Source organism: Lutibacter sp., assembly GCF_021647475.1.
Lineage (GTDB): Bacteria > Bacteroidota > Bacteroidia > Flavobacteriales > Flavobacteriaceae > Lutibacter.
Window position 1 is genome coordinate 21,731 of the sequence record NZ_JAKIUR010000005.1, and the last position, 22,209, is coordinate 43,939.

Annotated in this window: 34 protein-coding genes; 32 read left to right on the plus strand and 2 right to left on the minus strand. The window is 30.4% G+C overall.

Annotation, left to right across the window (positions count from 1 at the left end; all coding sequences use genetic code 11):
- The first annotated feature begins 10 nt into the window (after window positions 1–10).
- The 32 genes from rplW (at window position 11) to L3J60_RS02205 (ending at window position 19,716) form a co-directional block, all read left to right on the plus strand.
- Window positions 11–301, plus strand: coding sequence for a 50S ribosomal protein L23 (gene rplW / locus L3J60_RS02050; RefSeq protein WP_291973819.1), 291 nt, complete (start codon window positions 11–13; stop codon window positions 299–301).
- An 11-nt stretch (window positions 302–312) separates the two neighbouring features.
- On the plus strand, window positions 313–1,137 hold the full coding sequence (rplB, locus tag L3J60_RS02055; protein ID WP_291973820.1) for a 50S ribosomal protein L2: 825 nt from the start codon (window positions 313–315) through the stop codon (window positions 1,135–1,137).
- Between the two features lie 7 nt (window positions 1,138–1,144).
- Window positions 1,145–1,423 (plus strand): 30S ribosomal protein S19, encoded by a 279-nt coding sequence (gene rpsS, locus L3J60_RS02060; protein WP_291973821.1) that lies wholly within the window; start codon window positions 1,145–1,147, stop codon window positions 1,421–1,423.
- 9 nt (window positions 1,424–1,432) lie between these two features.
- Window positions 1,433–1,837, plus strand: coding sequence for a 50S ribosomal protein L22 (rplV, locus tag L3J60_RS02065; RefSeq protein WP_291973822.1), 405 nt, complete (start codon window positions 1,433–1,435; stop codon window positions 1,835–1,837).
- A 12-nt stretch (window positions 1,838–1,849) separates the two neighbouring features.
- Window positions 1,850–2,578 (plus strand): 30S ribosomal protein S3, encoded by a 729-nt coding sequence (rpsC, locus tag L3J60_RS02070; protein WP_291973823.1) that lies wholly within the window; start codon window positions 1,850–1,852, stop codon window positions 2,576–2,578.
- A gap of 23 nt (window positions 2,579–2,601) precedes the next feature.
- Window positions 2,602–3,030: a 50S ribosomal protein L16 gene (rplP, locus tag L3J60_RS02075; RefSeq protein ID WP_291973824.1), complete on the plus strand. Its 429-nt coding sequence runs from the start codon at window positions 2,602–2,604 to the stop codon at window positions 3,028–3,030.
- A gap of 15 nt (window positions 3,031–3,045) precedes the next feature.
- A complete protein-coding gene (rpmC, locus tag L3J60_RS02080; protein ID WP_291973825.1) occupies window positions 3,046–3,237 on the plus strand; it encodes a 50S ribosomal protein L29 in 192 nt (63 codons plus the stop codon).
- Between the two features lie 19 nt (window positions 3,238–3,256).
- Complete coding sequence (gene rpsQ, locus L3J60_RS02085; RefSeq protein WP_291973826.1) at window positions 3,257–3,514, plus strand: 30S ribosomal protein S17; 258 nt, start codon at window positions 3,257–3,259, stop codon at window positions 3,512–3,514.
- 2 nt (window positions 3,515–3,516) lie between these two features.
- Window positions 3,517–3,888 carry a 50S ribosomal protein L14 gene (gene rplN / locus L3J60_RS02090; RefSeq protein WP_291973827.1) on the plus strand — a complete coding sequence of 124 codons (372 nt, stop codon included), beginning with the start codon at window positions 3,517–3,519 and terminating at the stop codon, window positions 3,886–3,888.
- A gap of 15 nt (window positions 3,889–3,903) precedes the next feature.
- Window positions 3,904–4,209, plus strand: a complete 306-nt coding sequence (gene rplX / locus L3J60_RS02095; RefSeq protein ID WP_291973828.1) for a 50S ribosomal protein L24 — start codon at window positions 3,904–3,906, stop codon at window positions 4,207–4,209.
- Between the two features lie 2 nt (window positions 4,210–4,211).
- Window positions 4,212–4,763, plus strand: a complete 552-nt coding sequence (gene rplE / locus L3J60_RS02100; protein ID WP_291973829.1) for a 50S ribosomal protein L5 — start codon at window positions 4,212–4,214, stop codon at window positions 4,761–4,763.
- A 3-nt stretch (window positions 4,764–4,766) separates the two neighbouring features.
- Window positions 4,767–5,036 carry a 30S ribosomal protein S14 gene (gene rpsN / locus L3J60_RS02105; protein WP_291973830.1) on the plus strand — a complete coding sequence of 90 codons (270 nt, stop codon included), beginning with the start codon at window positions 4,767–4,769 and terminating at the stop codon, window positions 5,034–5,036.
- Between the two features lie 62 nt (window positions 5,037–5,098).
- Window positions 5,099–5,497: a 30S ribosomal protein S8 gene (gene rpsH, locus L3J60_RS02110; protein ID WP_291973831.1), complete on the plus strand. Its 399-nt coding sequence runs from the start codon at window positions 5,099–5,101 to the stop codon at window positions 5,495–5,497.
- 18 nt (window positions 5,498–5,515) lie between these two features.
- Window positions 5,516–6,061 carry a 50S ribosomal protein L6 gene (gene rplF / locus L3J60_RS02115; RefSeq protein ID WP_291973832.1) on the plus strand — a complete coding sequence of 182 codons (546 nt, stop codon included), beginning with the start codon at window positions 5,516–5,518 and terminating at the stop codon, window positions 6,059–6,061.
- 14 nt (window positions 6,062–6,075) lie between these two features.
- Window positions 6,076–6,429 (plus strand): 50S ribosomal protein L18, encoded by a 354-nt coding sequence (gene rplR / locus L3J60_RS02120; RefSeq protein ID WP_291973833.1) that lies wholly within the window; start codon window positions 6,076–6,078, stop codon window positions 6,427–6,429.
- 3 nt (window positions 6,430–6,432) lie between these two features.
- Window positions 6,433–6,957, plus strand: a complete 525-nt coding sequence (gene rpsE, locus L3J60_RS02125) for a 30S ribosomal protein S5 (protein WP_291973834.1) — start codon at window positions 6,433–6,435, stop codon at window positions 6,955–6,957.
- Between the two features lie 13 nt (window positions 6,958–6,970).
- On the plus strand, window positions 6,971–7,153 hold the full coding sequence (rpmD, locus tag L3J60_RS02130; RefSeq protein ID WP_291973835.1) for a 50S ribosomal protein L30: 183 nt from the start codon (window positions 6,971–6,973) through the stop codon (window positions 7,151–7,153).
- Between the two features lie 14 nt (window positions 7,154–7,167).
- Complete coding sequence (rplO, locus tag L3J60_RS02135) at window positions 7,168–7,620, plus strand: 50S ribosomal protein L15 (RefSeq protein ID WP_291973836.1); 453 nt, start codon at window positions 7,168–7,170, stop codon at window positions 7,618–7,620.
- A gap of 13 nt (window positions 7,621–7,633) precedes the next feature.
- Window positions 7,634–8,968, plus strand: coding sequence for a preprotein translocase subunit SecY (gene secY / locus L3J60_RS02140; RefSeq protein ID WP_291973837.1), 1,335 nt, complete (start codon window positions 7,634–7,636; stop codon window positions 8,966–8,968).
- Complete coding sequence (gene infA, locus L3J60_RS02145) at window positions 8,968–9,183, plus strand: translation initiation factor IF-1 (protein WP_028887454.1); 216 nt, start codon at window positions 8,968–8,970, stop codon at window positions 9,181–9,183. The genes secY and infA overlap by 1 nt, the downstream gene beginning before the upstream one ends.
- Before the next feature lie 12 nt (window positions 9,184–9,195).
- Window positions 9,196–9,312, plus strand: coding sequence for a type B 50S ribosomal protein L36 (gene ykgO, locus L3J60_RS02150; protein WP_081932050.1), 117 nt, complete (start codon window positions 9,196–9,198; stop codon window positions 9,310–9,312).
- A gap of 2 nt (window positions 9,313–9,314) precedes the next feature.
- On the plus strand, window positions 9,315–9,689 hold the full coding sequence (gene rpsM, locus L3J60_RS02155; protein ID WP_291973838.1) for a 30S ribosomal protein S13: 375 nt from the start codon (window positions 9,315–9,317) through the stop codon (window positions 9,687–9,689).
- Between the two features lie 12 nt (window positions 9,690–9,701).
- The gene (gene rpsK, locus L3J60_RS02160; protein ID WP_291973839.1) at window positions 9,702–10,085 is read left to right on the plus strand and encodes a 30S ribosomal protein S11; all 384 of its coding nucleotides are present in this window, start codon (window positions 9,702–9,704) and stop codon (window positions 10,083–10,085) included.
- 77 nt (window positions 10,086–10,162) lie between these two features.
- Complete coding sequence (rpsD, locus tag L3J60_RS02165) at window positions 10,163–10,768, plus strand: 30S ribosomal protein S4 (protein WP_291973840.1); 606 nt, start codon at window positions 10,163–10,165, stop codon at window positions 10,766–10,768.
- A gap of 22 nt (window positions 10,769–10,790) precedes the next feature.
- Window positions 10,791–11,783 (plus strand): DNA-directed RNA polymerase subunit alpha, encoded by a 993-nt coding sequence (locus tag L3J60_RS02170; protein WP_291973841.1) that lies wholly within the window; start codon window positions 10,791–10,793, stop codon window positions 11,781–11,783.
- A gap of 36 nt (window positions 11,784–11,819) precedes the next feature.
- Window positions 11,820–12,287 (plus strand): 50S ribosomal protein L17, encoded by a 468-nt coding sequence (gene rplQ / locus L3J60_RS02175; RefSeq protein WP_291973842.1) that lies wholly within the window; start codon window positions 11,820–11,822, stop codon window positions 12,285–12,287.
- A 78-nt stretch (window positions 12,288–12,365) separates the two neighbouring features.
- Window positions 12,366–13,040: a hypothetical protein gene (locus L3J60_RS02180; protein WP_291973843.1), complete on the plus strand. Its 675-nt coding sequence runs from the start codon at window positions 12,366–12,368 to the stop codon at window positions 13,038–13,040.
- Window positions 13,041–13,077: 37 nt separating this feature from the next.
- Window positions 13,078–14,190: a glutamine-hydrolyzing carbamoyl-phosphate synthase small subunit gene (gene carA, locus L3J60_RS02185; RefSeq protein ID WP_291973844.1), complete on the plus strand. Its 1,113-nt coding sequence runs from the start codon at window positions 13,078–13,080 to the stop codon at window positions 14,188–14,190.
- A 138-nt stretch (window positions 14,191–14,328) separates the two neighbouring features.
- On the plus strand, window positions 14,329–15,615 hold the full coding sequence (eno, locus tag L3J60_RS02190; protein WP_291973845.1) for a phosphopyruvate hydratase: 1,287 nt from the start codon (window positions 14,329–14,331) through the stop codon (window positions 15,613–15,615).
- A gap of 198 nt (window positions 15,616–15,813) precedes the next feature.
- Window positions 15,814–17,121, plus strand: coding sequence for a citrate (Si)-synthase (locus tag L3J60_RS02195; protein WP_291973846.1), 1,308 nt, complete (start codon window positions 15,814–15,816; stop codon window positions 17,119–17,121).
- 322 nt (window positions 17,122–17,443) lie between these two features.
- Window positions 17,444–18,730, plus strand: a complete 1,287-nt coding sequence (locus L3J60_RS02200; RefSeq protein ID WP_291973891.1) for a citrate synthase — start codon at window positions 17,444–17,446, stop codon at window positions 18,728–18,730.
- 71 nt (window positions 18,731–18,801) lie between these two features.
- Window positions 18,802–19,716 (plus strand): dimethylarginine dimethylaminohydrolase family protein, encoded by a 915-nt coding sequence (locus tag L3J60_RS02205; protein ID WP_291973847.1) that lies wholly within the window; start codon window positions 18,802–18,804, stop codon window positions 19,714–19,716.
- A gap of 301 nt (window positions 19,717–20,017) precedes the next feature.
- Here the strand turns inward: L3J60_RS02205 and argF are convergent, their stop codons facing one another.
- Window positions 20,018–21,013, minus strand: coding sequence for an ornithine carbamoyltransferase (gene argF / locus L3J60_RS02210; RefSeq protein WP_291973892.1), 996 nt, complete (start codon window positions 21,011–21,013; stop codon window positions 20,018–20,020).
- 62 nt (window positions 21,014–21,075) lie between these two features.
- Window positions 21,076–22,029 (minus strand): carbamate kinase, encoded by a 954-nt coding sequence (locus tag L3J60_RS02215; protein ID WP_291973848.1) that lies wholly within the window; start codon window positions 22,027–22,029, stop codon window positions 21,076–21,078.
- Between the last annotated feature and the right edge of the window lie 180 nt (window positions 22,030–22,209).

Genomic DNA, 22,209 nt, shown 5'->3' on the forward strand with positions numbered 1-22,209 from the left:
GTAACCCAAAATGAGTATTTTAATTAAACCTATTATAACAGAAAAAGCAACAAGTGATAGCGAATTATTTAATCGTTATGCATTTGTAGTTGATAAAAAAGCGAACAAGCTTGAAATTAGAAATGCCATAGAAGAAGTTTATGGGGTTGCAATTGAAAGTGTGAAAACTATGAATTATCCAATGCAAAGAAAGTCTAAATACACTAAAAATGGTGTTGTTCAAGCTAAAGTTGGTGGATATAAAAAAGCAATAGTTCAGTTAGCAGAAGGAGATAATATTGATTTTTATAGCAATATCTAAGAAAAGATAAAATGTCAGTTAGAAAATTAAAACCAATAACACCAGGTCAGCGTTTTAGAGTAGTAAATGGCTTCGACACTATTACTACTGATAAGCCGGAGAAAAGTTTATTAGCTCCGAATAAAAGATCTGGAGGTCGAAACAACAGAGGGAAAATGACTATGCGCTACATAGGTGGTGGTCATAAAAAACAATATCGTATTATCGATTTTAAAAGAGATAAAAACGGTGTTCCTGCAACTATTAAAAGTATAGAGTACGATCCAAATCGTACTGCGTTTATAGCTCTTTTACATTATGTAGATGGAGCTAAAAGATACATAATAGCACAAGCGGGTTTAAAAGTTGGTCAACAAGTGATTTCAGGTGAAGGAGCTACTCCTGATGTGGGAAATACAATGTTGTTGAGCAAAATTCCTTTAGGAACCACAATTTCTTGTATTGAGTTACATCCAGGTCAAGGAGCAGTTATTGCTCGTAGTGCTGGTTCGTTTGCTCAATTAATGGCAAGAGATGGAAAATACGCAACTATTAAATTGCCTTCAGGTGAAACTAGATTAATTTTAGTTACATGTGTGGCAACTATTGGAGCGGTGTCAAACTCTGATCATCAATTATTAGTTTCAGGTAAAGCTGGTAGATCTCGTTGGTTAGGTAGAAGACCTAGAACTAGAGCAGTTGTAATGAATCCTGTAGATCATCCAATGGGTGGTGGAGAAGGTCGTTCTTCTGGAGGACATCCAAGATCAAGAAATGGAATTCCTGCAAAAGGATTCAAAACTAGATCTAAAGTTAAAGCGAGTAATAAATATATTATAGAACGTAGAAAAAAATAATTAAGATATGGCACGTTCATTAAAAAAAGGACCTTACGTTTTTTATAAACTTGATAAAAAAGTTCAAAGAAATATAGAGTCAGGAAAAAAATCAGTAATCAAAACATGGTCAAGAGCCTCAATGATTACTCCAGATTTTGTAGGACAAACAATTGCTGTTCATAACGGTCGTCAGTTTGTACCAGTTTATGTTACAGAAAACATGGTAGGTCATAAATTAGGGGAATTTTCACCAACACGTTCGTATAGAGGACACGCTGGTGCTAAAAATAAAGGCAAAAAATAGTAGGAAATCATGGGAGTTCGAAAAAAAATAAGAGCAAATCAAATAAAAGAGGAGAAAAAGCAATTAGCTTTTGCTAAGCTTACAGGTTGTCCTACATCACCAAGAAAAATGCGTTTGGTTGCAGATTTAATTAGAGGAGTTGAAGTTGAAAAAGCACTTCAAGTTTTGAAATTTAATGTTAAAGAAGCATCTATTAATCTTGAAAAATTATTATTAAGTGCTATTGCAAATTGGCAAGCGAAAAATGAAGATTCAAATATTGAGGATGCAGGACTTTTTGTTAAAGAAATTTTTGTAGATAGTGCAAGTATGTTAAAAAGATTAAGACCAGCTCCACAAGGTAGAGCACACAGAATTAGAAAACGTTCTAATCATGTAACCTTAATCTTAGGAAGTAAAAATGTTAGCAATTAATCAGAAGTAGAAATGGGACAAAAAACAAATCCAATAGGAAACCGAATAGGAATTATCAGAGGATGGGAATCTAACTGGTATGGAGGAAGAAACTACGGAGATAAAATTGCTGAAGATGATAAAATAAGAAGGTATATTTATGCTCGATTATTTAAAGCAAGTGTTTCATCTGTAATTATTGAGCGTACACTTAAACTTGTAACCGTTACTATCACTACTGCTAGACCTGGTATTATTATCGGTAAAGGTGGTCAAGAGGTAGACAAGTTAAAAGAAGAACTTAAAAAAATTACAGGAAAAGAAGTACAAATTAATATTTTTGAAATTAAACGTCCAGAATTAGATGCACGTTTAGTAGCTTCAAGTATTGCTCGTCAAATTGAAAATAGAATTTCATATAGAAGAGCAATTAAAATGGCTATCACTGCAACTATGAGAATGAATGCTGAAGGTATTAAAGTTCAAATATCAGGTCGTTTAAATGGTGCAGAAATGGCACGTTCAGAGCACTATAAAGATGGAAGAATTCCTCTTTCAACTTTTAGAGCAGATATTGATTACGCACTTGTTGAAGCTCATACTACCTACGGTCGATTAGGTGTTAAAGTATGGATTATGAAAGGCGAGGTTTATGGTAAGAGAGAATTATCACCATTAGTTGGTTTATCTAAAAAACAAGGTAAATCAGATAGAGGTAGAGGAAACTCAAGACGATCTCAAGCTCCTCGTAGAAGAAAATAAATTTTTAAAATTTAGAAGGTAAAATGTTACAGCCAAAGAGAGTAAAATATCGTAAAGTACAGAAGGGGAAGGGGAATATGAATGGAAACTCAAATAGAGGACACCGACTTTCTAACGGAATGTTTGGTATCAAATCTTTAGAGCAAAACTTACTTACATCTCGACAAATAGAAGCAGCTCGTATTGCAGCTACTAGACATATGAAAAGAGAAGGTCAATTATGGATTAAAATATTTCCAGATAAGCCAATTACCAAAAAACCATTAGAAGTACGTATGGGTAAAGGTAAAGGGGCTCCTGAATATTTTGTTGCCGTAGTTAAACCAGGAAGAATTCTATTTGAAGTAGGTGGAGTATCAATAGATATAGCAAAAGAAGCTTTACGTTTAGCGGCACAAAAACTTCCTGTGAAAACAAAGTTTATAATAGCTAGAGATTTTGATAACGCTTAATAACCGATTAAGAAAATGAAACAATCAGAAATTAAACAATTATCAACGGAAGAGTTACAAGATAAACTTGGAAGTTTAAAGAAAAGTTATATTGATCTAAAAATGGCTCATACAATTTCACCATTGGAAGTTCCAATGCAATTGAGAGTCCTTAGAAGAAATGTAGCCAGAGTTGCTACAGAATTAACTAAAAGAGAATTACAATAATTGTATTCAGAAGTAAAAGATGGAAAAAAGAAATCTTAGAAAAGAAAGAATAGGTGTAGTTTCAAGTAATAAAATGGAAAAATCTATTGTTGTTGCTGAAGTTAAAAAAGTGAAACATCCTATGTACGGAAAATTCGTGTTAAGCACTAAAAAATATGTGGCTCACGATGAGAAAAATGATTGCAATATTGGTGATACTGTTAAAATAATGGAAACTCGTCCAATGAGTAAATCTAAACGTTGGAGATTAGTAGAAATCCTAGAAAGAGCTAAATAATTATGTTACAAACAGAATCAAGAATAAGAGTGGCTGATAATACAGGAGCTAAAGAGGTTTTGATTATCCGCGTTTTAGGAGGTACAAAAAAACGTTATGCTTCCATTGGTGATAAAATAGTTGTATCTATTAAAGATGCTACACCAAATGGAACCGTTAAAAAAGGACAAGTTTCTAAAGCAGTTGTTGTTAGAACGAAGAAAGAAATTAGAAGAAAAGATGGATCTTATATTAGATTTGATGACAATGCATGCGTGTTGTTAGATGCTACTTCTGGTGAAATGAAAGGAACACGTGTTTTTGGACCTGTTGCTAGAGAACTTCGTGAAAAACAATTTATGAAAATTGTATCATTAGCACCTGAAGTGCTTTAATAAAACAGTAAGAAAATGAAGTTAAAGATAAAATCAGGAGATATTGTTAAAGTTATGGCAGGAGACCATAAAGGTGAACAAGGTAAAGTAGTAGAAGTTTTTATTGATAAAAATAGAGCCATTGTTGAAGGTGTAAATTTAATATCAAAACATACTAAACCAAGTGCTCAAAATCCACAAGGTGGAATTGTAAAAAAAGAAGCTTCTATCCACATTTCTAACTTAATGTTAGTTGAAAATGGAGAAACCACAAAAGTTAAATACAGAGTGGAAGATGGTAAAAAAGTTAGGGTTTCAAAAAAATCTGATAAAGTAATTTAGATATGGCTTATACACCAAGACTTAAAGAAGAATATAAAACTAGAGTTATTAAAGCTCTAATGGAAGAATTCAGTTATAAAAATGTAATGCAAGTTCCTAAATTACAAAAAATAGTAATTAGTAAAGGAGTTGGTGCTGCAGTGGCTGATAAGAAATTAGTTGATTATGCTGTTGAAGAATTAACCAATATTTCTGGACAACAAGCAATATCAACAATATCTAAAAAAGATGTTGCCACCTTTAAACTTCGTAAAGGAATGCCAATTGGGGCAAAAGTTACGCTTAGAGGTGATAAAATGTTTGACTTTTTAGATAAATTTGTAACAACCGCTTTACCACGAGTAAGAGATTTTAGTGGAATTAAAGCTAATGGTTTTGATGGCAGAGGAAATTATAATTTAGGTATAACAGAACAAATTATTTTTCCTGAAATTGATATTGATAAAGTGCATAAAATTGGAGGTATGGATATTACATTTGTAACATCAGCAAATACTGATAAGGAAGCCAAATCATTATTAAGTGAATTAGGTTTACCATTTAAAAAAAAATAAGAAATGGCTAAAGAATCAATGAAAGCCCGAGAGGTTAAGAGAAGAAAGATAGTAGAAAAATATGCTAAAAAAAGAAAAGCTTTAAAAGAAGCAGGAGATTTTGAAGGTTTACAAAAACTACCAAAAAATGCATCACCAGTTCGTTTACATAATCGATGTAAATTAACAGGAAGACCAAAAGGTTATATGAGGCAATTTGGTATTTCACGTGTAACTTTCCGTGAAATGGCTAACCAAGGGCTAATACCAGGAGTTAGAAAAGCTAGTTGGTAAAATTATAAATTGGTTTTAGGTTCAATTAAATTATTGAAAACCAAAACCGCAAATTAATAAATATGATTACAGATCCAATCGCAGATTATCTAACACGAGTTAGAAATGCAATTATGGCAGGGCACAGAGTTGTTAAAATTCCGGCTTCAAAAATTAAAAAAGAAATCACCAAGATTTTATTTGATCAAGGTTACATTTTAAGCTATAAATTTGAAGATAATAATATTCAAGGAACAATTAAAATAGCTTTAAAATACAATAGAGAAACAAAGGCTTCCGTAATAAAAAAATTACAAAGAGTTAGTACACCAGGATTACGAAAATATTTTGGTGCTGATGAGTTGCCACGAGTGTTAAATGGATTAGGCATAGCAATAGTATCTACTTCAAAAGGTGTGATGACAAGCAAACAAGCACGTCAACAACACGTAGGTGGAGAAGTATTATGTTTTGTATATTAATAAATAAGCTAAACAAAGATGTCAAGAATAGGAAATAATCCAGTTACTTTACCAGAAGGAGTTACATTTGAAATTAATAACAATGTAGTTACAATAAAAGGTAAGTTAGGAGAATTATCACAAGAAATTAAAGACGATATTGCTATTGAGCTTGTTGATGGAAAAATAGTTTTAAAACGTCCATCTGAAAGTAAAAACCATAAAGCAAAACATGGTTTATATAGAGCGTTAATTAATAATATGATTATTGGTGTATCAAAAGGCTGGACTAAAGAATTGGAACTTGTTGGTGTTGGTTATAGAGCATCAAATCAAGGTCAAGTATTAGATTTAGCCCTTGGTTATTCTCATAATATTGTTTTAGACATAGCTCCAGAAGTTAAAGTTGAAACAATTTCTAAAAAAGGTAAAAATCCAATAATTAAATTAATTTCGTTTGATAAACAATTAGTAGGTGCAGTTGCGGCAAAAATCAGAGCTTTCCGTAAACCTGAACCTTACAAAGGAAAAGGAGTTAAATTTGTAGGAGAAATATTAAGAAGAAAAGCAGGTAAATCTGCATAATAAGTTATAGTATTATGGCATTATCAAAGCTTGAAAGAAGACAAAGAATAAAACACAGAATTAGAAAAGTAGTTTTTGGAACTGCAACTAAACCAAGATTATCTGTGTTTAGAAGTAATAAAGAAATTTATGCTCAATTAGTTGATGACAAGAGTGGTACAACATTAGTATCAGTTTCATCAAGAGATAAAGAAATTGAATCAAAAGGATCAAAATCAGAAATTGCCAAATTAGTTGGTAAATCAGTTGCTGAAAAAGCAATTAAAACTGGAATTGAAACTATTGCATTTGATAGAAATGGATTTTTGTATCACGGTAGAGTTAAAGCTCTAGCAGACTCTGCAAGAGAAGCAGGTTTAAAATTTTAGAATATGTATCATAAATACAAAAACGTAGAAAGAGTAAAACCTAGCGGTTTAGAACTACAAGATCATTTAGTAGGTGTTCAAAGAGTTACTAAAGTAACTAAAGGTGGTAGAGCATTTGGATTTTCAGCTATTGTTGTAGTTGGAGATGGAAATGGTGTAGTTGGACATGGATTAGGTAAATCAAAAGATGTTGCTTCAGCAATTGCAAAAGCAATAGAAGACGCAAAGAAAAACTTAGTTAGAATTCCTATTTTTAACAAAACATTACCTCACGAACAAAAAGGTAAGTTTGGTGGAGCACGAGTATTTTTAAAACCAGCTTCAAACGGTACCGGAGTTATAGCAGGTGGAGCAGTTCGTTCCGTATTGGAGTCTGTAGGAGTTCATGATGTACTTTCAAAATCACAAGGTTCATCAAATCCTCATAATGTTGTAAAAGCAACTTTTGATGCATTATTACAACTTAGAAGTGCTAGTATGATTGCTAAAGAAAGAGGTATTTCTTTAGAAAAAGTGTTTAATGGTTAAAACAGGAAGTACAATGGCAAAAATAAAAGTAACACAAGTTAGAAGTAAAATTAGACGTCCAAAGAATCAAAAAAGAACTTTGGAAGCACTAGGTTTACATAAAATGGATCAAGTTGTTGAGCACGAAGCTACTCCTTCAATCCTTGGAATGGTAAATAAAATTAAACACTTAGTTTCTGTTGAAGAAATTAAATAATAATTTATAAAGCAATGATATTAAATAACTTACAACCTGCTAAAGGTTCAGTTAAAACACAAGGAAAACGAATTGGTAGAGGACAAGGATCAGGAAAAGGTGGAACTGCAACTCGTGGACATAAAGGAGCTAAATCTAGATCTGGTTATTCAAGAAAAGTAGGTTTTGAAGGAGGTCAAATGCCTTTACAAAGACGTGTTCCTAAATTTGGATTTAAAAACATAAATCGAAAAGAATATGTTGGTGTAAATTTGAATAAACTTCAAGAATTAGTTGACGCTAAAAAAGTAAAGGATACTATTACATTAGACGTATTAGTAGAAAATCGTTTAGCACGCAAAAATGATTTAGTAAAAATATTAGGTAACGGAGAGCTTAAAGCAAAATTGAATATAACTGTTCATAAATATACTGCAACTGCAAAAGTAGCTATTGAAAATGCAGGAGGTACAGCTGAAACGATATAATTAATAAAACGAAATGAAAAAATTAATTCAAACCATACAAGACATTTGGAAAATAGAAGAACTTAGAAATAAAATTCTATTAACACTTGGCTTTATGGCAATTTATCGTTTTGCTGCTCAAATTCCATTACCAGGTATTGATGTTGCGGTTGCACAAGCAGCTTTGCATAATCAAACGAGTGGTGGTGGTATTTTAGGTTTATTAGACATGTTTACTGGTGGAGCTTTTTCAAAAGCCTCAGTGGTAGCTTTAGGTATTATGCCCTACATTTCAGCATCTATTGTGGTACAGTTAATGGGAATTGCGGTTCCTTATTTACAAAAACTGCAAAAAGATGGGGAAAGCGGTAGAAAAAAAATCAATCAAATTACACGCTGGTTAACTATAGCAATTACTATGGTTCAAGGACCAGCTTATATTACAAATATATATCAATTAATTCCATCATCAGCATTTTATATTAGTGGAACTATGTTTTGGTTAACCTCTATGGTGGTATTAACTGCGGGTACTATTTTTGCAATGTGGCTTGGTGAAAAAATTACTGATAAAGGTATTGGTAATGGTATTTCGTTATTAATTATGATTGGTATTATTGCTCGTCTTCCAAGTGCATTTACACAAGAAGCTGTTTCAAAAATTACTGCTTCAAACGGTGGATTAATTATGATTTTAATTGAAATTGTAGTTTGGTTCTTAGTAATTATGGTTTGTGTTTATTTGGTTACTGCTGTTCGTAAAATTTCAGTACAATATGCTCGAAAATCTGTTGCTGGTAATATTAAAAGTATTGCAGGTGCTAGAGACTATATTCCATTACAATTAAATGCTTCTGGTGTAATGCCAATTATTTTTGCACAAGCAATTATGTTTGCTCCTGCATTATTGGCCAGATCAGATAATCAAATTTTTAAGTCTATAGGAATAGAATTTGGAAATATGTTTGGAGTATGGTATAATCTTTTGTTTGCATTTTTAATAATAGTTTTTAGCTATTTTTACACTGCAATTACAATTCCAACTAATAAAATGGCAGATGATTTAAAAAGAAGTGGTGGATTTATTCCTGGAATTAGACCAGGAAAAGATACTGCTGATTTATTAGATCGTATTTTATCATTAATAACATTCCCAGGATCAATATTTTTAGCATTGGTTGCAATTTTGCCCTCTATTGTTATTAATTTTGGATTAACACATTCTTGGGCGTTATTTTATGGTGGAACATCATTGTTAATTATGGTAGGAGTTGCCATTGATACCATTCAACAAATTAATTCTCATTTATTAAACCGTCATTACGATGGATTAATGAAAAAAGGAACTAAACGAAAATCAGCAATATAATGGCAAAACAACCCGCCATACAACAAGATGGAACAATAACAGAAGCTTTGTCTAATGCAATGTTTCGTGTAGAGTTGGAAAACGGACATGTGGTAACTGCACATATTTCAGGTAAAATGCGTATGCATTATATTAAATTATTACCTGGTGATAAAGTGAAGTTAGAAATGAGTCCGTATGATTTATCAAAAGCAAGAATTACTTACAGATATTAAAGTATTAAACCGATGAAAGTTAGAACATCAGTAAAAAAGAGAAGTGCCGAGTGCAAAATTGTGCGTAGAAAAGGCAGATTATATGTAATCAATAAAAAGAATCCTAGATTTAAACAAAGACAAGGATAATTATGGCAAGAATAGCAGGTATTGATATTCCAAAAAATAAACGAGGGGTTATAGCATTAACCTATATTTTTGGAATTGGAAAAAGTAGAGCTAAAGAAATTTTAGCTGAAGCAAAAGTTGATGAAAACACCAAAGTTCAAGATTGGAATGATGATGAAATTCATAACATAAGAGAGCAAGTGGGTTCTTTTAAAATTGAAGGTGAATTACGTTCAGAAATTCAATTAAACATTAAACGTTTAATGGATATTGGATGTTACAGAGGAATTCGTCACAGATCAGGTTTACCATTAAGAGGTCAAAGAACTAAAAATAATTCTAGAACCAGAAAAGGTAAACGTAAAACTGTAGCTAATAAGAAAAAAGCAACTAAATAATAACTAAAAAAAATGGCGAAATCTAGTTCAAAAAAACGTAAGGTTATTGTTGAGGCAGTAGGTCAAGCACATGTTACCGCTTCATTTAACAATATTATTATTTCTCTTACTAATAAAAAAGGAGAAGTAATATCTTGGTCTTCAGCAGGAAAAATGGGTTTTAGAGGTTCTAAAAAAAATACACCTTATGCAGCTCAATTAGCAGCGGAAGATTGTGCTAAAGTAGCACACGAAGCGGGTATGAGAAAAGTTAAAGTGTATGTGAAAGGACCAGGAAACGGTAGAGAATCTGCAATAAGATCAATTCATAATGCAGGAATTGAAGTAACTGAAATTATTGATGTTACTCCAATGCCACATAATGGATGTAGACCTCCAAAAAGAAGAAGAGTATAATTAAATTTTAACCGATAGGATTTGTTGATTATCGAAGGATAGCCTTAATTCATAATCCCTATCATTAATAATAAAAAATGGCAAGATATACAGGACCAAAAACTAAAATTGCTCGTAAGTTTGGCGAAGCAATATTTGGAGATGATAAAGCTTTTGAAAAAAGAAATTATCCTCCAGGGCAACATGGGAACAATAGGCGTAGAGGGAAAAAATCTGAATACGCAATCCAGTTATCCGAAAAACAAAAAGCTAAATATACTTATGGTATATTAGAAAGACAATTTTCTAACTTATTCAAAAAAGCATCTAGTAGTAAAGGAATTACAGGTGAAATTTTATTACAACTTTGTGAATCTCGTTTAGACAATGTTGTGTATCGTTTAGGTATTGCACCAAGCAGAAGTGCTGCACGTCAATTCGTTTCTCATCGTCATATTACAGTTAATGGAGGGATTGTAAATATCCCATCATTTTCTTTAAAAGCAGGTGATGTAGTTGGAGTAAGAGAAAAATCAAAATCGTTAGTTGCTATTGAAGATTCACTAGCAAATAGATCTGACGTTTATGAATGGTTAACTTGGAACTCAGAAACTAAACAAGGAAACTTTGTTAGTGTACCTGAAAGAATCCAAATTCCAGAAAATATTAAAGAACAATTAATCGTAGAGTTATACTCTAAATAATTTTAAAGATACCAATTCAATTATGGCAATTTTAAATTTTCAAAAGCCCGATAAAGTAATTATGATTGATTCTACCGATTTTGAAGGTAGATTTGAATTCAGACCCTTAGAACCAGGTTTTGGTTTAACTGTTGGTAATGCTTTAAGAAGAGTGTTATTATCTTCATTAGAAGGATTTGCAATAACGTCTCTTCGTGTTGAAGGTATAGAACATGAGTTTTCAACAATTAAAGGAGTTGTTGAAGATGTTACTGAAATTATTTTGAACTTAAAACAAATTCGTTTTAAAAAACAAATTGAAGACTCTGATAGAGAAACTGTAAATATTTCTGTTACAAATCAAGAGCAATTAACTGCAGGTGATTTGCAAAAATTTATTTCTGGTTTCCAAGTGTTAAACCATGATTTGGTAATTTGTAATATGGAGAAATCTGTTAAACTAGATTTTGAAATTACCATTGAAAAAGGAAGAGGATTTGTTCTTGCAGAAGAAAATAAAAAATCAGGAGTAGCCTTAGGTACTATTTTTACAGATTCAATTTACACACCAATAAAAAATGTAAAATATGCTATTGAAAACTTTCGTGTAGAACAAAAAACAGATTATGAAAAATTAATTTTTGATATTACTACCGACGGTTCAATAACTCCTAAAGATGCATTAACAGAAGCAGCTAAAATATTAATTCATCATTTTATGTTATTCTCTGATGAACGTATTACTTTAGAAGCTGATGAAATAGCTCAAACTGAAACATATGATGAAGAATCATTGCATATGCGTCAATTACTTAAAACTAAATTGGTAGATATGGATTTATCAGTTAGAGCATTAAACTGTTTAAAAGCTGCTGAGGTTGATACTTTAGGAGATTTGGTATCCTTCAATAAAAATGACTTAATGAAGTTCCGTAATTTTGGAAAAAAATCTTTAACAGAACTTGATGAATTAGTTCATAATAAAGGTTTAAATTTTGGAATGGATTTAGGCAAATATAAATTAGATAAAGATTAATTTAAAACGAAAGTTTTAATTAACAAAGCATAAGAGATGAGACACGGAAAGAAATTTAATCACTTAGGAAGGCAAACTGCTCATAGAAAAGCTATGTTAGCTAATATGGCTTGTTCTTTAATAGAACATAAACGTATTAATACAACTGTTGCTAAAGCGAAAGCTTTAAGAGTTTATGCCGAACCATTGATTACAAAATCAAAAGAAGATACTACACACAATCGTAGAGTTGTATTTAGTTATTTAAGAAATAAATATGCTGTTACCGAATTATTTAAAGAAGTTTCAGTAAAAGTAGCAGATCGTCCAGGTGGATATTTACGAATTATTAAATTAGGTAATCGCCAAGGAGATAATGCACCAATGGCGATGGTTGAATTGGTAGATTATAACACCACTTACAATCCAAACAGTAAAAAGAAAAAGAAAACAACTCGTAGAGGTAAATCAAAATCTACCGAAGCTAAAGTTGAAACTACTGTTGAAGAAAAGGAAGATAATTAATGTTAATTATTAACTCATAAAAAAAGGATAAGCTAAGTTTTAGCTTATCCTTTTTTTATTATAACGTAAAGAATTAATATGAAAAAAGGATTAAAATTAGTTATTATATTATGTTTTTTATATAACAACTCAAATGCACAAAGAATTTCAATTAAACGTATTGAAAGTAGATTAATCACAAACGAAGGAATTGAGTTTATTGGTAGTATAAAAGATAAAAATAGAGATTTATACATTTTTCAAAAATGGAATAATAATGGAATTTTATTTGTTAATAATAAAAGATATCTACTTTCAAATATAAATTTTGATATCACAACTAATTCTTTTGAAAGTAGAATTAGTAGGAAAAAGTATTTTTCATTTAAAAATTCTGAAATTGATTCTGTTTTTATCAATAATTTGTTATTTAAAAAAATAGGTAATTCTTTTTATGAAGTCTTATTTGAAAAAGGTAATTTTTTATTTCTAAAAAAACATGATATTACATATCAAAAAGGAATAGAAAATAGAATAGATGGTTCGGTAGGTAAGTCTAAAGCTTTATTGTCTTACAAGTATCTTGTTAAAATAAACAATAAATTTAAAAAGATAGAATTAAATAAAAAAAATATAATTAGTTTATTTGATGATAAATTAGAAAGAGAAAAACTTATTCAGTTTGTTAAAAAAAATAAATTATCTTATAGAAGTCTTAAGGATGTTATTAAAATATTTAAGTTTTTGTTAAATAATTCAGGCAAATTAAGTTAAATACTTTATAAAAATGAATAATATTTTTTGATAATATATGAAATACAAACAACATACAAAAGCTGTTTTATTGTTAGCGGACGGAACTATTTTTGAAGGTAGATCTATTGGAATGAATGGAACTGCATTTGGCGAAATTTGTTTTAATACTGGTGTTACTGGTTATCAAGAAGTGTTTACAGATCCTTCTTATTTTGGACAAATACTGCTTACAACTAATGCTCATATAGGTAATTACGGCGTTAATAATGATGAAAGTGAATCTGATTCTGTCAAAATAGCGGGTTTAGTTTGTAAAAATTTTAGCTATTCTAATTCAAGAGATGATTCTGACGATTCTCTTGAAAATTATCTTAAAAATCAGCAAGTAATGGCAATTGAAAATGTAGATACACGTGCTGTTGTTAGATATATTAGAGATAAAGGAGCTATGAATGCAGTAATTTCAACAGAAACTGATATTCAAAAATTAAAAGAAGAACTAAAAAATGTTCCCTCTATGGAAGGTTTAGAACTGGCTTCAAAAGTTTCTACAAAAAAAACTTACTTTTTTGGAAATAAAAATGCAGCCTATAAAATTGCTGCTCTTGATATTGGTATAAAAAAAAGTATTTTAAAAAATTTGGCAACCAGAGATTGCTATATTAAAGTATTTCCGTACAATGCCACTTTTAAAGAATTAGAATCGTTTAAGCCAGATGGTTATTTTTTATCTAATGGACCTGGTGACCCAACTCCATTAAAAGAAGCTCAAAAACTAACAAGAGAAATAATTAAAAGAAACTTGCCACTTTTTGGTATTTGTTTAGGACATCAAATAATTGCTTTGGCAAACGGTATTTCAACATATAAAATGCATAATGGGCATAGAGGAATAAATCATCCTGTACAAAATTTAAGTACTGGAAAAGGAGAAATAACTTCTCAAAATCATGGTTTTGTTGTAAATAAAGAAGAAGTTGAAAACAACAAAGATTTTGAAATAACTCATATTCATTTAAATGATAATACTTTATCAGGAATGAAAATGAAACACAAAAATTGTTTTTCAGTGCAATATCATCCTGAAGCTAATCCAGGTCCACATGATTCTTCTTATTTATTTGATCAATTTATTGAAAATATTACTGCCTTTAAAAATTCAAAATAATTAGTTTTTGAATTTTATAGATTTATTATTGAATAAAAATTCGAAAACGTTATCGTATAATCATTTTAATAATAAAGCCTAATTAAGACTTATTTTGTAATTTTGAATCAAAGAAAAATAATTTTAAAATATAAAAAAATGAGTATAATATTAAGTGTTCATGCACGTCAAATTTTTGATTCAAGAGGAAATCCAACTGTTGAAGTTGATGTGATAACTGAAAACGGAGTTTTAGGTAGAGCAGCAGTACCATCGGGTGCTTCAACTGGTGAACATGAAGCAGTAGAACTTAGAGATGGAGGAAGTGATTATATGGGTAAAGGTGTTTTAACCGCTGTAAATAATGTAAATACTATTATTGCTCCAGAAGTTGTTGGTTATTCAGTTTTTGAACAAAATGAAATCGATAATTTTCTAATTGAATTAGATGGTACACCTAATAAAGCTAAATTAGGAGCTAATGCTATTTTAGGAGTTTCTCTTGCTGTTGCAAAAGCCGCAGCTAATGAACTTAACTTACCTTTATATAGATATATTGGTGGAGTAAGTGCAAATACATTACCAGTTCCAATGATGAATATTGTAAATGGTGGTTCACATTCTGATGCTCCAATAGCTTTTCAAGAATTTATGATTATGCCAGTGATGGCTAAAAATTTCACTCAGGCAATTAAAATGGGTACAGAAATTTTTCATAATCTTAAAAAAGTATTAAAAGATAGAGGATTAAGTACAGCTGTTGGTGATGAAGGTGGTTTTGCACCAAATTTTGAAGGTATTGAAGATGCATTAGAAACCATTATAAAAGCGATAACCAAAGCTGGTTATAAAGCTGGAGAAGAAGTTATGATTGCATTGGATCCTGCATCTTCCGAATTTTACATTGATGGTAAATATGATTATAGAAAATTTGAAGGTGAAAAAGGAGCTGTTAGAAATGCAGCTGAACAAGTTGAATATTTAGACTATTTGGTTTCTAAATATCCAATAATTTCTATTGAAGATGGTATGGCTGAAGACGATTGGGAAGGATGGAAATTACAAAATAAAGTTTTAGGGAATAAAATTCAAATTGTGGGTGATGATATTTTTGTGACAAATGTTGAACGTTTGGCTCGGGGTATTAAAGAAGGTTCTGCAAACTCCATTTTAATTAAATTAAACCAAATTGGTACATTAACGGAAACTATTTCAGCTATTAATATGGCTCATAATGCAGGATACACCTGCGTTATTTCTCATAGGTCAGGAGAAACAGAAGATACCACAATTGCAGATTTAGCAGTAGCCTTAAATACTGGTCAAATTAAAACAGGTTCGGCTTCAAGGACGGATAGAATTTCAAAATACAATCAGTTACTCAGAATTGAAGAAGAATTAGGAGATACTGCATTTTTTCCTCAAAGAAAAGCGTTTAAATTCTAATATTCAGGTAATTATAAATTTTTTAAAAAGCCAACATTTTAAAATGTTGGCTTTCTTATTTACAAAAAAATATGGAGTTTATCAGTATCAAAAGTTACTAAAATTAAAGTAACTTTATGATATTTATCATCTTTTTCGACGCTATAACTTCTTAACTTTGAGAAGATTGAATAAAAATAACATAAAATAAACATAATCATGAGCGCTTTAAAAGATAAATTGTATGAAAAAATTCAAATTCAACGTCCAAAAACTACTAGGTTAGTTAAGGAATTTGGTGATAGAGTTATTGACCAAGTTAAAGTTTCACAAATTATAGGAGGAATGAGAGGAATTAAAAGTTTAGTTACTGATATTTCGTATTTAGACCCTATGGAAGGTATTCGATATCGTGGTTATACGTTACCTGAAGTTTTAGAAAAATTACCAAAACCAAAAGGAGCTGAAATGCCTTATGTTGAAGGATTATATTATTTATTATTAACAGGAGAAATTCCAACACAAAAAGAAGTGGAAGAATTGATGATTGATTTTAATAATAGAAGAACAATTCCTCAATACGTTAGAGACGTAATTGATGCTTTTCCAAGTGAAAGTAGTCCAATGGCAATTTTATCTGCTGCAGTTATGAGTTTAGAAAGAGAATCTCTTTTTAATGTAAAATACAAACAAGGGATGAGTAAAATGGATTATTGGGATGCAACTTATGAAGATTCCACTAACTTATTAGCTAAAATGCCTTTAATTGGAGCTTATATTTATAATAAACTATATCATCCTGAAAAAGGACATCGTTATGCAGATCCAACTTTAGATTTAGGTGCAAATTTTGCTTATATGATGGGTAAAGATAAACCTTATGATGATGTTTCTAGAATGTATTTTATTATTCATGCAGATCATGAAAGTGGAAATGTTAGTGCACATACAGCTCATTTAGTTGCCAGTTCATTGTCTGACGTTTATTATGCTAATTCAGCAATGATTAATGGTTTAGCAGGCCCATTACACGGTTTAGCTAATCAAGAAGTACTTCGTTGGCTTCAAGGTTTAAGAAAGCAAATGGGAGGAAAATTACCATCTGAAGAAGAAATGAAAAAATATGTTTGGGATACTTTAAATAGTGGACAAGTAATTCCAGGTTATGGACATGCGGTTTTGCGTAAAACAGACCCTAGATATGCGGTTCAACGTGAATTCTGCTTGAAACACTTACCTGAAGATGAATTATTTAAATATGTAGATGCTTTATACAAAGTTGTTCCAGATATTTTAAGAGAGCAAGGTAAAGCTAAAAACCCATGGCCAAATGTAGATGCTCAATCTGGAGTTGTTCAATGGCATTATGGTGTTACTCAATTCGATTTTTACACGGTATTGTTTGCTATTGGACGTTCCATAGGTGTATTATCAAATATTATTTGGGATAGAGCCTTAGGTTATTCCTTAGAAAGACCAAAATCATTAACTACAAAAATGATTGAAGATATGGTTAAAGCCAATTAAGCTTATTTCTATTCATTATAAAAACACCACTTTAAGTGGTGTTTTTTTTATATTCATAACCCGTTGTGCATTATGATAAAATTTCGTCAATTCGAGTGAATTTTAGCCTTTTTAGGCTTAAAATTAGTATCGAGAATAGGTTTTTTATTTAAAAACAGTCGTTCTCGATACAATTTTTTATCAAAAATTACTCGAACTGACGTAACAGTAAGTTTAAAAAGTTATAATGCACAACGGGTTATTTATAGTAAAAGTATTATTTTAAAAGACCCTTTAAATTTTGTACTTTCGTGTAAATTTTAATTTCAAATAAATGGTAGAGATGAGTGATAAAGCAACATTAGAAATAGACGGCAAAAAATTTGAGTTTCCTATTATAAGAGGTACTGAAAATGAAGTTTCTATTGATATTAAATCGTTAAGAAGTAGTACAAACGGAATTATAACTTTAGATTCTGGATTTAAAAATACAGGATCTTGTAAAAGTGCTATTACCTTTTTAAATGGAGAAGAAGGTATATTGCGTTATAGAGGTTATGCTATTGAAGATTTGGCTGAAAACTCTAATTTCTTAGAAGTTGCTTTTTTAATCATTTTTGGAGAATTACCTACTAAAAAACAGTTTGAAAAATTTGAAAATGATATTAAAGCAGAATCATTGTTAAATGAGGAAATGAAAAATATAATAAGTGGCTTTCCTAAAGTGGCACATCCTATGGGTATGTTATCGTCACTTACAAGTGCACTTACTGCATTTAATCCTATTACAGTGGATATTAGTAGTGAAAAGGATATGTATAATGCAATTGTTAAATTGTTAGGTAAATTTCCTGTTTTAGCGGCTTGGGCACATAGTATTAATAGAGGAACACCTTTAAATTATGCTGATAATTCCCTTGATTATATTGCTAATATTATGCAAATGTTATTTAAAATTCCTACTAAAAAATATATAATGAATTCCATAACGGTAGAGGCTTTAGACAAACTTTTAATTCTTCATGAAGATCATGAACAAAATTGTTCTACTTCAACAGTTAGGATCGTAGGATCTTCTGAAGCTGGTTTATTTGCTTCTGTTTCAGCTGGCGTTTCTGCATTATGGGGAAGATTACACGGAGGTGCAAACCAAGCTGTTATCGAAATGTTAGAACAAATTGAAAAAGATGGTGGTGATGTTGAAAAATTTATATTAAAGGCTAAAGACAAAAATGATCCATTCCGATTAATGGGATTTGGACATAGAGTTTATAAAAATTTCGATCCAAGAGCTCGTATTATCAAATCTTATGCTGATGAGGTTTTAAAAGATTTAAATATTGAAGATCCTGCACTAAAAATAGCAAGACATTTAGAAGAAGTTGCTTTAAAAGATGAATACTTTGTAAGTAGAAAATTATATCCAAATGTTGATTTCTACTCAGGAATTATTTATAGAGCATTAGGTATTCCATCTGAAATGTTTACAGTAATGTTTGCTATTGGTCGTTTGCCAGGTTGGATTGCTCAATGGAGAGAAATGCGTTTAAATCATGAGCCAATTGGCCGTCCTCGTCAACTATATGTTGGTGAAAATTTAAGAAAATATACTTCGATAAAAAACAGATAGCAAGGATAAAAAAGTCAATGGAAGTTGGCTTTTTTAAATTAATATTTATTTTTAAGTTGATTTAAAAAAATATGAAAATCCCATTAAATATAAAAAACGAAACTTCACGTTTAAAATCGGTAATATTAGGTGTTGCCAATAATAATGGTTCTACTCCAAAACCCGAAGATTGTTATGATCCTAAATCAAAACTACATGTTTTAGCAGGAACTTATCCTATTGAAAAAGATATGATTGCCGAAATGGATGCTTTTAATGCGGTTCTTTTAAAATATGATATTAAAGTTTATCGTCCAAAAGTATTGAAAAATGTAAACCAAATTTTTACTCGTGATATTGGTTTTGTAATAGATGATTTATTCTTTAAATCTAATATTTTACCTGATAGAATTAATGAATTACAAGCTATTAATCATGTTTTAAATCAGATAAATCCATCTAAAATAATAACACTTCCAGAAGAAGTTCATGTTGAAGGAGGAGATGTGATGCCTTGGAATAAACATTTATTTATTGGGACTTATACTGCTGAAGATTACCCAAATCAAATTACAGCTCGTACTAATAAAGCGGCGGTAGATTATTTTATAAAAAAGTTTCCAAACAAAAAAGTGAAATCTTTTGAATTACGTAAATCAACAAATCCAAAAGAAAATGCATTGCATTTAGATTGTTGTTTTCAACCCATAGGAAAAGATAAAGCCATACTTCATAAAAATGGATTTCTATTAGAAGAGGATTATAATTATCTAGTTTCTTTTTTTGGAAAAAATAATATTTTTGAAATTACCAAAGATGAAATGTACAATATGAATTCTAATGTGTTTTCAATTTCTGAAAAAGTAATTATTTCTGAACAAAATTTCACTAGGCTAAATAATTGGTTAAGAGCAAATGGATTTATTGTAGAAGAAATTCCCTATGCAGAAATTGCTAAGCAGGAAGGATTATTGCGGTGTTCAACCTTGCCATTAATAAGAGATTAGGATAGGAGATTCTGATATGATTACGGTTTTACGTGGTAAAGGATTACTTAATGCGATTGTAATAAAAGAATGGTAAAAATGCTTGGGATGTTTGCGTTAAATTAAAAGAGAATGGTTTATTGACAAAACCAATTCATGGAGATATTATTTGATTTACATCTCTATTAGTAATTACTGATGAACTAATTATGTCATGAGCTTCTATTATTGGCGAAACAATTAAATCGTTTGAAAAATTGATACTTCGAAAAATAAAAAAGGGTGATTAAAAATCACCCTTTTTTATTTTAACTATTTTATCTTATATAGTTGCAACCATTATGGCTTTTATGGTATGCATTCTGTTTTCTGCTTCATCAAAAACAATCGATTTATCAGATTCGAAAACTTCTTCAGTTACTTCCAATCCATCCAATCCAAATTTGGTAAATATTTCTTCTCCAACAGTTGTTTTTTTGTTATGAAAAGCAGGTAAACAATGCATAAATTTCACATTTTTATTATTGGCCAATTCCATTACTTTTTTATTAACTTGGTAAGGTTTCAATAGTTTAATTCTCTTTTCCCAAACTTCATCAGCTTCTCCCATAGATACCCAAACATCAGTAATAATAAAATCACAATTATTAACGGCTTCAGCAACATCTTCAGTAATTAATATTTTTGCACCCGAATCCTTAGCAATATTATTTACTTTTTCTAATAAACTTTTTTCTGGTTGAACTTCAGTTGGAGCAGCAATTCTAACATCCATACCCATTTTTGCTCCTATTATTAGTAAAGAATTCCCCATATTATTTCTTGCATCACCAAGATATGCGTATTTTATATCTTCAAATTTTTTATCGCTATGTTCTTTCATAGTCAAAAGATCCGCCAATACTTGAGTAGGATGGTATTCATTGGTTAAACCATTCCAAACCGTTACACCTGCGTTTTTTGCTAAAGACTCAACAATTTCTTGTCCAAAACCTCTATATTCAATGCCATCAAACATTCTTCCAAGAACCCTAGCGGTATCTTCAATAGTTTCTTTTTTACCCATTTGCGAACCTGTAGGTCCAAGGTATGTTGTGCTACCACCAAGATCGTGTGTAGCAACTTCAAAAGCACATCTTGTTCTAGTTGAAGCTTTTTCAAAAATTAAGGCAACATTTTTTCCTTTGAATATTTTCTTTAACTTCCCTTTTTTCTTGTCTTTTTTTAACTTAGCAGATAAAGATAAAAGATATTTTATTTCGTCTTTTGAAAAATCTAATAAGGTTAGTAAATGTTTACCCTTTAGGCCTTTTTTGATTGATTTTTTTTCTGATTTGTTCATAAGATTTATAATAATTATTCGATTAATACATAGGTTTTTTACTCATATTTTAAGGTAATTTTTGTACCAAAGCTTTTGTCTTCAAGTTTCCTAGATTCTGTTATGATGCTTTTTTCACCTCCGTTTTGAACAAATTCAAGAGCTGCTTTAATTTTAGGTTGCATACTACCTTCACTAAATTGCCCTGATTCTAAATATTTTAACGTATCGGTTTCATCTAAAAATTCAAGAATTTCTTGATTTTCTTTTCCATAATTCATATAAACAAAAGGCACATCTGTTAGAATATAAAATTCATCTGCACCAATTTTTTGTGCTAAAACAGAAGAAGCCATATCTTTATCTATAACTCCTTCAACGGGTTGTAACATTCCCGATTCATCTTTATAAACTGGAACTCCGCCACCGCCAACTGTAATAACAATTACACCCTCTTTTGCTAGTCGTGCAATAGAATCTCTGTTAAATATTTCTATAGGTCTTGGTGAAGCAACTACTCTACGAACCGAACCCTTTTTTTTAGGAGAATCTTTAAACAACCATCCTTTTGATTTTGTTAATTCCATAGCTTTTTCCTTAGAATATAGTTTTCCAATTCTTTTGCTTGGATTATTAATAGCAGGATCATTTTTATCTACAAGAACTTGGGAAACTAATGTTACCACATCTCTTTTTAAACCGTGTTTTTTTAGCAGGTTTCTTAGATTTCTTTCAATCATATAGCCTATGCCTCCTTGCGAATCTGCTACACAAATATCTAAAGGCATTTGTGCTATGTTGTAAACTTGTTCTCCAGCATCATTTCTCATTACAATATTACCTACTTGAGGACCATTTCCATGAGATAAAATAATATTATAACCTCCTTTTATCATAAAAACAATATTTTCAAGAGAATCCATAACATTGATGTCTTGTTCTTGAATAGTTCCTTTTTGATCGCTTCTAAGAATGGCATTGCCACCAAGAGCTATAACTGCAAGTTTATTCATTTATTCAATAAATTTTGAACACAAATGTATACTTATTTTTTTAATTTTTTTAAATAGTAACGAATAAGTTTTAGTGCAATTTTACTTTCAATTATTTAGGTTAAAAATATTGGTTAGTTGCCTGAATTGATAGAAATTACACTTAAAAAACAGCCAATTTAAAAGGGTTGAAAAGGCTAT